Origin of the sequence: Reinekea marinisedimentorum (assembly GCF_004341165.1) — a bacterium.
GTDB lineage: Bacteria > Pseudomonadota > Gammaproteobacteria > Pseudomonadales > Natronospirillaceae > Reinekea > Reinekea marinisedimentorum.
This window is the reverse complement of record NZ_SLZR01000001.1, coordinates 260,803-273,601: the sequence shown is the minus strand read 5'-3', so window position 1 is coordinate 273,601 and position 12,799 is coordinate 260,803. Positions and strand designations below refer to the sequence as shown.

The 12,799-nt window shown below is 51.5% G+C and carries 10 protein-coding genes; 5 read left to right on the top strand and 5 right to left on the bottom strand.

What is annotated here, in order from left to right; genetic code table 11:
• Positions 1–147 precede the first annotated feature (147 nt).
• On the top strand, positions 148–2,844 hold the full coding sequence (locus BCF53_RS01370) for a TolB family protein (RefSeq protein ID WP_132699105.1): 2,697 nt from the start codon (positions 148–150) through the stop codon (positions 2,842–2,844).
• A 15-nt stretch (positions 2,845–2,859) separates the two neighbouring features.
• Here the strand turns inward: BCF53_RS01370 and BCF53_RS01365 are convergent, their stop codons facing one another.
• A complete protein-coding gene (locus BCF53_RS01365) occupies positions 2,860–3,465 on the bottom strand; it encodes a TetR/AcrR family transcriptional regulator (RefSeq protein WP_165901773.1) in 606 nt (201 codons plus the stop codon).
• A 135-nt stretch (positions 3,466–3,600) separates the two neighbouring features.
• Here BCF53_RS01365 and BCF53_RS01360 point away from each other — a divergent pair, with 135 nt between their 5' ends.
• Positions 3,601–4,539 carry a sensor domain-containing diguanylate cyclase gene (locus tag BCF53_RS01360; protein ID WP_132699101.1) on the top strand — a complete coding sequence of 313 codons (939 nt, stop codon included), beginning with the start codon at positions 3,601–3,603 and terminating at the stop codon, positions 4,537–4,539.
• Between the two features lie 66 nt (positions 4,540–4,605).
• On the opposite strand, the gene BCF53_RS01355 is transcribed toward BCF53_RS01360, so the two are convergent.
• Positions 4,606–5,226 carry a PEP-CTERM sorting domain-containing protein gene (locus BCF53_RS01355; protein ID WP_132699099.1) on the bottom strand — a complete coding sequence of 207 codons (621 nt, stop codon included), beginning with the start codon at positions 5,224–5,226 and terminating at the stop codon, positions 4,606–4,608.
• Between the two features lie 426 nt (positions 5,227–5,652).
• On the opposite strand from BCF53_RS01355, the gene BCF53_RS01350 reads away from it, so the two are divergent.
• From BCF53_RS01350 to BCF53_RS01340, 3 genes are all read left to right on the top strand, one after another.
• On the top strand, positions 5,653–6,582 hold the full coding sequence (locus BCF53_RS01350; RefSeq protein WP_132699097.1) for an exopolyphosphatase: 930 nt from the start codon (positions 5,653–5,655) through the stop codon (positions 6,580–6,582).
• Positions 6,583–6,659: 77 nt separating this feature from the next.
• The gene (locus tag BCF53_RS01345; RefSeq protein ID WP_132699095.1) at positions 6,660–7,088 is read left to right on the top strand and encodes a GNAT family N-acetyltransferase; all 429 of its coding nucleotides are present in this window, start codon (positions 6,660–6,662) and stop codon (positions 7,086–7,088) included.
• A 115-nt stretch (positions 7,089–7,203) separates the two neighbouring features.
• Positions 7,204–7,812 (top strand): LysE family translocator, encoded by a 609-nt coding sequence (locus BCF53_RS01340; protein WP_132699093.1) that lies wholly within the window; start codon positions 7,204–7,206, stop codon positions 7,810–7,812.
• A gap of 156 nt (positions 7,813–7,968) precedes the next feature.
• Here the strand turns inward: BCF53_RS01340 and BCF53_RS01335 are convergent, their stop codons facing one another.
• From BCF53_RS01335 to BCF53_RS01325, 3 genes are all read right to left on the bottom strand, one after another.
• Positions 7,969–8,811, bottom strand: a complete 843-nt coding sequence (locus tag BCF53_RS01335) for a TraB/GumN family protein (protein WP_132699091.1) — start codon at positions 8,809–8,811, stop codon at positions 7,969–7,971.
• A 105-nt stretch (positions 8,812–8,916) separates the two neighbouring features.
• The gene (locus BCF53_RS01330) at positions 8,917–10,494 is read right to left on the bottom strand and encodes a glycerol-3-phosphate dehydrogenase/oxidase (protein ID WP_132699089.1); all 1,578 of its coding nucleotides are present in this window, start codon (positions 10,492–10,494) and stop codon (positions 8,917–8,919) included.
• Between the two features lie 165 nt (positions 10,495–10,659).
• Positions 10,660–12,426 (bottom strand): sodium:solute symporter family transporter, encoded by a 1,767-nt coding sequence (locus BCF53_RS01325; protein ID WP_132699087.1) that lies wholly within the window; start codon positions 12,424–12,426, stop codon positions 10,660–10,662.
• Positions 12,427–12,799: the final 373 nt, after the last annotated feature.

Below are 12,799 nucleotides of genomic sequence, written 5' to 3'. Positions count from 1 at the left end.
CCTGTGCAGTATAGCCAACCGATGATATTGGCGCGAATGGCGCTACTGTGTGAACCAGTCTGGCGGTTTTTATAGCACGGTGTCGGCATTTATTGCAGCTGCCTGTTACTATCGCTCACCTTATCAAGTGCAAAGGTCAGCCGCGGCATGATGCAAACTGTTACCCGTTTACTGCTTATCTGCTTAACCAGCCTGCTGACGGTGTGCCACGCACAGGGCTGGCAGGTGATCGACCAGCCAATGTTTCGGGTGATCTTTCCGGCGGAGATCCAGCCAGAAGCGGAGCGGGTGGCCGACCATTTAAACCACTACCTGACAAATCACCTGGCCGATATGCCGCTGAACGGCGGCTTCAAAAGAATCGCCGTGGTGCTGCACAGCGCTTCTCATGTGTCCAATGGCTATGTAAACCTCGCGCCCAACGATTCCCACTGGTACAACAAACCTAAAGACAACGGCGTGGAGTGGTTCGAAACCCTGGCGGTGCATGAAGGCCGGCACATGGTTCAGTTCAATCAAATCTTCGATAAACCGAGCGCGCGGGTCCTGCATTTTTTAACCGGCCAGGCAGGCAGTGCCGTGATCGGCGTGGTGTTTTTGCCGCAATGGTTTTATGAAGGCGATGCCGTTATCAGTGAAACCACGCAGACCGAAGGCGGGCGCGGGCGCATGGCCTCGTTTGATTTATGGTTTCGAACGGCAACGCTGAACGAGCCACTGCCAAGCTATGAACAGGCCATGCTCGGCACCGGTTTCGATTCCGTGCCCTACCGCAGCCCTTACCTGTTCGGCTATTACATGACCGCCTACCTGCAAAGAACCTATGGTGCCGACATTTTCGATACGGCTATTGATGAATTGCTCAGCTTCGATGGCTTCAACCTTAACGGTGTGATCAAACAGCAAACCGGTAAAAACCTGTCACAGCATTACCGCGATATGATGGCGGAGCTTAAAACCCAGTGGCAAACGGAACAGGATGAGCTGGCCCTAACAGAGGTTAGCGAGCTGGCAGCCAGCACAGCAAACCACTGGAACAGCCTGTACCCCATTTATTCACAGGGCGATGCCAGCTACGCCGTCGAAGTGGATGTGCAAGACGGCTACTTCCTGACTGAAGTCAGCCAACAGCAGCGCAAGCGGCTGGCCGATATTCCATCCAGCGTTGGCTCGCAGTTTATTTCCAGCTTTAAAACCCGGGCGGTAGCGGCCAATGGTGAGCGCTTCTGCTGGGTCGATATCATTCCCAACCTTACCCGGCTGTATCACGAAAGCGGAGAGCTGTTCTGCTGGCAGGCACAAACCGGGCTGCAGCAACTGAGCAAGGGCGAAAAATTCACCGGTGTTGGCATGCGTGACCATCAGATGCTGGCACACCGCTTTAATACAAACCGCAGCAGTAAACTGGTATTGCTCAATAGCGAGGGCGAGCCGCAGGCATCCATCAGCCTGCCGGTACGCAGCCTGGCCTACGATATTCAGCCAACGGATGACGGCTGGGTATTTGTGCTCAGTGGCAGCGAGAACAATGGCATCTACTTTGTTGACGCTGCTTTGGGCTCACTGAGCCAGTTAGTGGCGACGCAGGATGAACTGTTGCGCAGCCCACTGCTGACAGAAAACTGGGTGCTGTTTAGCTCCGATCGCAGCGGCATCGATCAGCTCTATGCCAGCGCCCGCACAACCGGGCAGCGCTTTCAAATAGCGACCCGGCCCTACGGGGCTTATTTCTCGGTTTGGAACAAACACAATGCTCAGCTGATATTTGCCGATTACACCGCTAAGGGGCAGCAACTTGCAGCCATTGAATTTACTGACCCAGCCGTCGCCAGCACAGACTGGCAGCCGACAGCGCCAGAGGCTAAACGCGGCTTCTATGCCGAGCCCCTGGTGCGCCAATACCCGAGCACAGAGCCACTCGCCGGCAGCTACCCGGTCAGTAAATTCAAGCTGTCCAAAAATCTGATTCGACCGTACATCTGGAGTGCCGGTTTTGAGGGGGACCGTATAGAAGGCATCGTGCTCTCACAGGATGTTCTGGAAAAGCTCAGCCTGACCACCCGTGCCGGCTACCAGTTTGATCAGAGCGACTGGATCGGCGCCGTTGCCGCTGACTACCGCACAGACGTCGGCCCGCATCTGGTGCTGGCCAGTGCCAAAGACTATGAAGGCGATGACAAAGAGCGGCTCGATCAAATCAGTCTGTACCAAACCTTCAATCAGCGCTTTGGCAACACCAGCCAAAGCTGGACGCCTTCTATCGGTCTGGGCAGCAGCAAAACCAATGGTGAGGAACGCGAAAGTGTGGTGCTGGGTTCGCTCAGCTATGCCCGCTCTAAAGACACCCCCATTCAGGCTATCAGCTCACCGCTGGGCTTCAGTCAATCCTTCTCCATTGCCCACTATCTGGAGGAGAACCATAACGACGTCATGAGCAACAGCTTTTTAACCTTCCGTGCGCCCGGGCGCTATGCCGCCATCGATCTGGCCGCCGACCTGCAGTACCTTGAAAGCGACAACGAACTGTTGGTCGACTCGACGCTGTTTGACACCCCGGACGAGCCCGGCTTTACCACCCAGCTGAGCGCCGACTATCGCCTCAACCTTGGCGGCCTGGGCATGAATCTGACTCACCTGGCTTACTGGCGCAATACCGAGCTTTCCTTCAACGCCCGCGCGCAAATTTCAGAACAGCGAAGCGAATCCGCAATCGGTTTCACCATTGCACCCAGCCTGAACCTGCTGCGCAACAGCTGGCTGCAGGCCAGCCCGGCACTGAGCACCTACTATACCTTTGAGGATACCGAGGTGAGGCTGCTGATCACCCTGTCGGTTGGTAATTAATAAGCCACCCGGCCGTTATTTATCGAGCCTGAAAAACTCCGTAATCAGCTGGCTGTTCAAACTTGCCAGCTGCACATAGAACGCGTCATTCACCCGGCCGGGGTCCATCTCATTGATGATCGGCTGCATGATCTTTGGCATCACCAGCAGGCTTTGTATAACGGTGCGGATCAAATGCGGGTCATAAACCTCACCGCTTTGGTCGGCAATACGTTGCGAGGTTTTGGTTGCCAGGTTCAGCACACGTGTAAACATGGTTTCCATGATCCACTCACGCATCTCTCCACGCTCGAACAGCAGGGTACGCAGTATCAGATGAGCAAACTCCGGCGGCATCGACTGATAAAAATTCAGAAAAAATTCCTGCAGGCTGTCGTGGCCCAGATCATCAATCGCTTGCTCCATACGCTCCAGATTATGGCTAAAGTAAGAGCTGAGCACCTCACGGAACAAACCACTTTTCGAGCCAAAGTAATAGGCAATCAGCGCTGAATTAACATTGGCCTTTTCAGCGATTCGGCGAATCGAGATATTGCTGTAGCTGTTTTTCAGAAAGAGTTCGCGACCGGCTTCAATCAGCGCCTGCCGCTTGTCACTTTCCGGGCGGGTATTGTTGCTCATAGATGACATTCACCTGATTAATTGATTCATGTTTGCTGTCCGCTGGATAAACAGCATCGATAGGGGCATTTCGTCTTTATCCTGATATCAGAGCAGGGTAAGCTCAACCGGAAAGCCCACCAGCCAAACGATAATATGGACATTATGCGTCACGATGTAACTGACACTTTCACCAAAGCCAAATTCGAAGATATACGCTTTGAGCTTTCAAAAAAATTTCTGCAGGCGGTTTACGATACCTCACCCGATATGATCCTGGTTTACAACAAAGACCAGCGGTTGATCGACGCCAACCAGAATGCCTCTACCCAATTACAGTACAGCAAATCCGAGCTAACCGAGCTGGCCTGCACGCAGATTTTCTGCCCGCAGGAATCATCACTGGAAAGCCAGCCGGACTATCCGGAATGGAAAGCCATTCGCAAAGACGGCTCCCAGCTTTGTGTCGAGATTAATACCGCAAAGCTGCCCGAAGGCATCTTTATCAATGGCTTTGAGGCCGACAAGATATTAACCGCGCGGGATATTACCGACCGCAAAGTCTATGAAGGTAAGCTGCTGCGCATGGCCCACTACGATCGACTGACCGGCCTGGTGAACCGAACGCTGCTGGAGGATCGCGGCCGCCAGGCGGTATTGCGGGCACGACGCCACCAGCAGTCGCTGGCGTTTCTGTATATCGATCTCGATCACTTTAAAGCGGTTAATGACACCCACGGCCATCAGATTGGCGATAAGCTGCTGCGTGCCGCGACAGCACGCATCCAATCCGGATTGCGTGATAACGACACCTTTGGCCGGTTATCCGGTGATGAGTTTCTGGTGGTCGCAGAAGAAATCCACAGCCTGAGCGATGCCCGGAAGATTGCCGAAAAGGTACTGCGGGCCACGAACCAGACGTTCGGCATCGACAAACAGCGGATCAGCATCAGCGCCAGTGTTGGTATCGCACTGTTCCCGAAGCATGGCGACGATTTCACTACCCTGCTGCGCCATGCCGACAGCGCCATGTATAACGCCAAGCAGCTGGGGCGGAACCGGATGATGCATTTTGTGGAGAAGGAATCGGAGTGATTCCAGAGTAATAAGAAACGCGGGCATTGCGCCCGCGTTATGTTCTTTGCCAGTGAAATTAACGGCTTAAGCTGGTTGGCGGCGGCGGGCAGCAAACAAGCCTGCTAAGCCGGCACCTAACAACAGTAAGGTAGATGGTTCAGGCACAGAAGCGGAAGCCCAAGTAAAGTCATCTACTGCAATCCAATCGTAACTACCCTGCCAAGATAGAGATGCAGAAGCTATGCCTGCAGCAGAAATTCCAAAAAATTCACCCGCGCTACTACTCCCTGTGGAAGGAAGAATATAGGACTCTATCAAGCTACTAGAAGAGTCGTACGCTGATAAGTTCCAACTTGCAAATGATTCAGCCATACCCCAGGTGAATCCAAAGGCACTGGTTGACCCCGAAAAATCGATATTCAAAGTACCGAACCCATTATTTCCGTATGTACCGTTGTCTAGGTAGATTCCTGACTGGTTATACCCTTGGTAAGTATTATCAATCCTGAGGTGATTATCAGATGCAGTAAAAGTTACATCACCAATAGTTAAAGATGTGTAAGTACCTAAAGTTTGATCTTCAAAATCAATAACGGAGCCACCGGAAAGAGCAGCGTCACCACTACTGGTAATAAAAGCAGCACTTACGTTGGTTGCACCTAAAAGCAATGCTGAACTAATTACGAACATATATGTTTTTCTCATTTTTCTCTCCTGACTTCTTATTTTTATACCGCAAGAAGAATTCTCATGATTGTCAAAATGACACCAAAGGTTTAGCAAAGCTCATTCCATAACACTGTAAGCCCCAGTCTTCATGGGCATGTTGACAATTCACTCGGGCTCGCGCTGTAAAACAACCCAACAACATGCTCTTTAAATACACCTATTGCATACACAAGACTGACACTGTTTGCCATTTATATGACAATTTAACCAACTGATTTTTAAGCACTTTTAAAACTGCGAAATATGACCAAAGTTCGAATTGGGTGTCGGATATATTTACAGCGCAAAGTCAGTTAAAAGACCAATAACCCGAAAGTGGATAAGAAAAGCTGATTTTCAAGCGCACCGCAGAATCCTGCCTATACTTGAATGACAGGTGTTTTTCTCAACTTAAGGTTTGTTATGTCTGCCCAAAAATTCCGGTTAGTAACCCGCAGTGATTTTGATGGATTGGTCTGTGCGGCCATTTTGAAGGAACTCGATTTAATCGAGGATATTCTGTTTGTTCACCCCAAAGATATGCAGGACGGCAAGATTGATATTACCGGCAATGACATTACGACCAACCTGCCATATAACCCGGCGGCCCACCTTTCGTTTGATCACCATTTGAGTGAAACCATCCGCAACGAAAAAGCCGATAACCACATTATCGACCCGGATGCGCCTTCCGCCGCACGCGTTGTATACGACTACTACGGTGGCGCGGCGAAAATCCCGAACATCAGTGACGAACTGATGATCGCTGTGGATAAAGGGGATTCGGCCAACTTTACCAAGCAGGAGATTCTCGACCCGCGCGGCTGGGATTTAATGAACTTCCTGATGGATGCCCGCACCGGCCTTGGCCGCTTCCGCGAGTTCCGCATCTCCAACTACCAGCTGATGATGGATCTGATCGATAAATGCCGCGAGCACCCGATTGAAGAAATCCTGAAAATGCCGGATGTACAGGAGCGGGTTGAGCTGTATATGGATCATCAGCCCAAAGCCAACGAGCAGATTCTGCGCTGCGCAAGCGTACACAAGAACCTGGTCATCCTCGATTTACAGCATGAAACTGAAATATGGGCAACCAACCGCTTTGTCATCTATGCGCTGTTCCCACAGTGCAACATTTCTATTCACCGCATGTGGGGCTTACGCAAACAGAACACGGTATTTGCCATTGGCAAATCGATTATTGACCGCAGCTCCAAAACCAATGTTGGTGAGCTGTGTCTGCAGTATGGCGGTGGCGGTCATCAGGCCGCCGGCACCTGCCAGGTTGGCCATGAGCAGGCAGAAGCGGTACTGCAGGAACTGATTACCCGAATTAATAACGACGGTTGATCCCCAACCGCCGGACCTGAAGCAGCGTCGAAACAAAAACAATAATCGAGGCTGCCCGCTATGGTTAAGGAGGCGTTATGATGATTCGACAGGCAACAACCACCGACTACCCGGAACTTGCCGACATTTACCACGATGCCAGCCTGATTGCGCATCCCTTTATCGACCCGGAGTTCATCCGTAAAGACCGCAGACGGGTGCGCGATGAATACCTTCCGCTGAATCAATCGTATCTGAGCGAGCGCAACGGCGAGGTTCTGGGCTTTGTCTCTACCACCAATGACCATATCAATGGCCTGTTTATCAAGGTCGACTACCAGCGGCAGGGCATTGGCAGCTCGCTCATCGACCACCTGAAGGAGCGGCATCAGTTATTAGAACTGTGCTGCTTTGTGGATAACTACCAGGCACAGCGTTTTTACCACTATCACGGCTTTGAAATAGTGCGCGAGCAGGCAAACAAAGAACTGCCGTTCGATGAATACGTGATGCGCTGGGAGCAGTAGGCTTTCCGGCCGCTGCCCAATGAAATTGTAAATCACCCGCCAGCGGCGGGCTGACGGCTTGTGCTTACAGCGTCAATCCTTAAAAATCAGTTAAAAACTGATGCGAGGATGAATCATGACGCTGACCGGGTGGATCACAATTGTTGGTATTTGCAGCCTGGGTGCTATGTCGCCGGGACCATCCTTGGCCGTTGTGCTAAAGCATACGCTCTCCGGCGGGCGCTCTCAGGGCTATACCGCTGCTCTGACCCATGGCCTGGGCGTCGGGCTTTATGCACTGATCAGTATTTCCGGCCTGGCAGTTATCATCACGGCGTCTGAAACCCTGTTCACTGTTTTACAATGGTCCGGTGCGGCTTATCTGGCCTGGCTGGGCATTAAGGGGCTGATGAGTCGCTCCAACCCCAACCAGAATCTGCCGGAAGTGACCACACAGAGTGCTGCGCGCGATGGCTTTATGATTGTCTTCCTGAACCCCAAAATCGCGGTGTTTTTTATTGCACTGTTCAGTCAGGTGGTGGGCACGGAAACCAGCTTTGCAGCGAAACTGCTGTGTGCAACCACGGCGATGGTCATCGATGGTGGCTGGTATTTGTTGGTGGCCTGGCTGTTCTCCAATCCGCGTTGGCTGAAAACCCTGCAGGCTAAAGCCGTTTGGCTGGATCGTATCTTTGGTGTGGTACTGGTCGGGCTGGCCGGAAAACTGGCGCTGGAGCTGGCTTAGAATCAACATCAAAGACGTTACCGGTTTTTGGCCTCGGTTAAGCAGTGACGCTCTGTAAACGGCATCACAGCTCAACCTTAAATCTGTGGCAGGGCAGCAAAGGATAGCGCCTCGCCACAGAACGCAAGCACGGCCTCATAGCTAAAAACACGGCTATCAATCGAGCTGAGTCACCTTAAAACCGGCCTCGCTGAACTGCTGTATCAATCCATGCTTACCTGCCATATGCAATGCCCCCACAGCCACACACTGGGTCTGGCCGTTCGACGCATTCAGCAGGGTGTCCATCCAATTATTATTCCGTTCAGTCAGCATAACGCTTTCAATCTGTGGGTATTCACCAAAGTCGGCAATATCATAGAGAGCGTCCAGGTTACCGCTTTTCCAGTTGTCGTAAATGGCATCGATCATTGTATCGGCCTGATCAATGTCGTTCGTGGAAAACTCCACAAACTCATCGCTGTAGTCAGAGCCCAGAGTATCGAACATCTGCATTTGCCAGAGGATGGTTTCAAAGGTATTCACCGGAATACCCATTTCAACGGCCTTGGCCTGCAGATAGATATCCAGCCCCTGCTCAGATTCAAAACCCTTTTTCTCGAAGATTGTCATGGTCAGCATGTTGGATGCAGCCCAGGGTTTAACGCCCTGAACCAACGACAGCGGCACTCCGGCAACCTCTGCCAGGGCCTCCAACGCTGCATACGCATCGGCTGATAACTCCGATTGCAGGGTTTTACCCTGAGGCAGCAACATCATCGCCTGGACAGACGCCATCACCGAAGGGTCTTTCATTTCGTTGAGGTCGGCTTCAATCCACAGGTTGTCACATTGACTGAAACTGCGCTGGTAAACAGCCGGCAGCGGGTAGGTGTCCGGCTTTAGGATATGAACGGTACCAAACAGGTAAAACTCCTGCTTACCTTCAACATGCCAGATGGAAGCGGAAAAGCCGGTACTGCTAAGAAAAAGAACAGAGATTAAAAGTAACGCACGCATGGCGAGTCCTTGTTGCGGGAATTAAGAAACCGCCCCAGATTATCACAGCCATGCATGGTTCAAAAAAGCCAGACGAGCTGGCTGTTCAGCCTTGTGAACGGTTACTCACGCGCGACAGGCTATTTTAGAGCCGTTACAGGTTTGGCCCTCTAAAAACACCTTCACTTTTTCACCGAGCCTGTCCGCTAACTGCTCATTGAGCATGGCGACACGCCAGCGTCTGGTAAGAATATCTTCTGCCGTGCAGGCACCTTCCTGATCAAACAGGTAGCCCAGTTCAGCTTCTATATAGGGCGCGCCCTCAACCAACGGCTCGGCGCTTCCAAAGCTCAGCACCTGAGCAGCCCGGTCGCCGTAGCATTGCCACAGATGCTCACGGATGCTTTCAGGCAGGTGACGGATAGCCTGCATGGCTTGCTGGCGATCACCGCGTGCGCCGACCAGTCTCAGATCCAGCGTATTGCACGGGCCGGCTTTCAGGCTGTGGGCCTCAATCACCTTGTCCATGCAGTCTTCCGCCATCTTGCGCCAGGTTGTCCACTTACCGCCCGTCAGGCTGATCAGACCGTTGTCATTGAGTACGACGTGATCGCGGGTGACCGAGGCAGTCGACTGGGCTTCCGGATCACTCACCAGAGGGCGCAAGCCAGACCAGGCCGCTGTCACTTCAGTGCGCTGAACCGGCTTCGTCAGCCAACTGTTAACGGTGCGCAGTATATAGTCGATTTCTGCATCTGAGGCTTTCGGGTTATCTGTCAGCCTGGCTTCATCATCGGTGGTACCAATCAGAGTGCTGCCCAACCAAGGCAACATAAACAGCACGCGGCCATCTTCTGTTTCCGGGATGAGAATACCCCGGCCTTCCGGCAACAGATCACGTTCGATAACCAGATGCACACCCGAAGAGACCGTCATCATTGGCTTGCATGCAGGGTTGGCCTTCAAGCGCAGCTCATCGGTCCACGGGCCGGTACAGTTGACGACGGCCTTAGCGTGCACATCAAAGGTTTTGCCTGTGAACCTATCGACACAGCTGACGCCGGACACGCCCGTATCGCTGTGGATAAGATCGGTAACCGCACAGTAGTTCAGTGCCGCGCCGCCCATTTCCAGGCCGGTACGCACCATCGAAATGCCATAGCGAGCATCATCAAACTGACCGTCGAAATAGCTGACGCCGCCGGTCAATGGTTTCACGTCCAAGTCCGGACAGACAGAGCTCAGCGTCGCTTTGCTTTCTATTCGGGACTCACCGATTCGCTGACTCCCGGAAAGAAAATCGTATACACCCAGGCCAATACGCATGTAAGGCAGGCCGAACCAGCCTTTTACCGGCGTCACCAGGTTTAGCTTCCAGGCCAGATGCGGAGCCATTTCCAGCATGCGACGGCGCTCAGCCAGGGCTTCTTTTACCAGGGTATATTTGCTGAGATCCAGCTCTTTAACGGCTTGCTCCAGATAGCGGACACCGCCGTGCACCAGCTTGGTGGAGCGGCTGGAGGTTCCGGCTGTGAAATCCTGCTTATCGATGATAGCCGCAGACAGGCCACGGCTGAGCGCGTCGAGAAACACGCCGGCACCGGAAGCTCCGCCGCCAATAACAAGAACGTCGAATGATTGACCGGCAATTTGAGCGAGCTGCTCTTCACGCCGCCATGATTGATTCGGAGATAGCGCAGACATTGAAAAACCCTGTTGATGATTTTTCAATCAGCATGGCGCTGATGTTCGTTTTTAACAAGATATTTTCGCTTTATGTTCGTTATGAATTAAAACGAACATCTAACGCACACAAAAAACGGGCCTTTCAGCCCGTTTATGTATTCCGAGTGTTCGGATTAAAGCGAATTACGCCTGCTCGGTTGCAGGTGCTTCAACCTTATCGTCTACCGCTTTAACCAGCAGCAAACCAACACCCATCACGATCAAACCACACAGTATGAAGACCATTCGGCCCCACAGTGGGTTAGGCAGTGCGAACATCGCCATTACACCTACGCCGGCAATTGCGATCAGCGTACCCAGCATACGGCGCTGTTTGTTATCCAGGTCCTTCTGTTCAGCAGACTCACTGACCAGTGGAGTCGCCAGGTTGGTGAAGAACAGATCAACATCTTTCTCACGGTGCTCTGGCAGAGGCTTGTAGAACAGAGTTGTCAGCAGGAAGAAGCCACCGGTAATAGAGATGTGACCGATCAGGCCAATCGCTACTTTCAGGTCGGACCACTCACGACCGGTCAACGGCGTATCCAGGTTGAATACGGTGTTGATGGTATCGGCATTGATTGCGAAACCAACCACGTAAGATACGAAACCACCGACAACCAGAGTTGCCCAGCCAGCCCAGTCCGGCGTCTTACGAATGAAGAAGCCCAGGAATGCAGGGATGGTCATTGGGAAGCTGATCAACGCACCTACGTACATCATGGTGTCGAACAGGCTCAAGCCTTTCAGCGAGTTGATGAACAACGCCACCAGAATGATGATGATACCGAAAACAGTAGAGGTAATTTTAGAAACAGTCACCAGCTCTTTCTCGGAAGCGCCTGAACGCAGAACCGGCTGGTAGAAATTTTTCACGAAGATACCGGAGTTACGGTTCAGACCCGAGTCCATAGAAGACATGGTCGCTGCGAACATCGCTGCGATCAGCAGGCCAACCATACCCGCAGGCATGAACTTCTCAACAAAGTACAGGTAAGCGAAGTCTGCCGCTTTTTTACCCGCTTCAGGGTAAGCAGCAGCCAGATCAACACCCGAACCGGCTACAACCCAGCTTGGCAGGAACCAAATCGCAGGGCCTAAGATCATTAGGCAGCAAGCCAACAATGCAGCTTTACGTGCGTTTTTAGAGTCTTTAGCCGCCAGATAGCGGTATGAGTTCAGCATGTTGTTGGTAATGGAGAACTGCTTCACGAAGATGAAGAATGCCCACAGACCAAAGATGCTCATGTAGTTCAGGTTGTTACCGGAAACAAAGCTGTCTGCCGGGAAGTTAGAAACGATTTCACCAATGCCGCCGCCTTTCACCAAAGCAACGACAGCACAGGTAACGGTAACCGCCATGATGATAACCATCTGCATAAAGTCAGATGCGATAACCGCCCATGAACCACCGGTTACTGACATTACCAGTACCACCAGGCCTGTTGCCCAGATGGTCATGTTCATATCCAAACCAAAGATACCGGAAGCAATAATTGCCAGGCCATTCAGCCAGATACCGGCAGAGATAACTGAGGTAGGCATGTTACTCCAGGTGAATACCTGCTCATTGGCTTTACCGAAACGCTGACGGATAGCTTCAATTACAGTCACTACGCGTAATTGACGGAATTTAGGAGCGAAGTACAGGTAGTTCATCAGGTAGCCGAATGCATTGGCCAGGAAGATGAACGCGACAGCAAAGCCGTCGTTATAGGCTTTACCTGCAGCGCCGGTGAAGGTCCAGGCACTGAACTGCGTCATGAATGCAGTAGCACCAACCATCCACCACAGCATGTTGCCGCCGCCACGGAAGTAGTCACTGGTAGTCGTTGTGAATTTTCGGAACATCCATCCTATTGCCATAAGAAACAGGAAGTAGATGCCAACAATTAAAGTATTGAGATCCATTGTAAAAAACCTTGGTTGTTATGCGGTTGTGTTTAGGTTGCCTGGGGGGCTTACACAATAAATCATACAATACGATGATAGGACAAGGAAGATTTGTAAAGAAAATGATAGAAATCAATCTAATACAATTACTTACAAATCAAATTGGCACACCAATTTGGTTGACCAATAAGGCTAAAAAAAGCCCTGAAACGCCGTAAAATGAACCTTTGTAATACCAGTTACAAGATTAACATTTAGTTACATTTAGATTTAAGCTCACTTTTTGGACGATCTCACCCGAGATCATATTGTATGACAATTAAGTGAGAAGAATTTCAATTATTTGAACAAATCCCATTAAATAAAATTAACATCCGGCTGTAGACCAAAG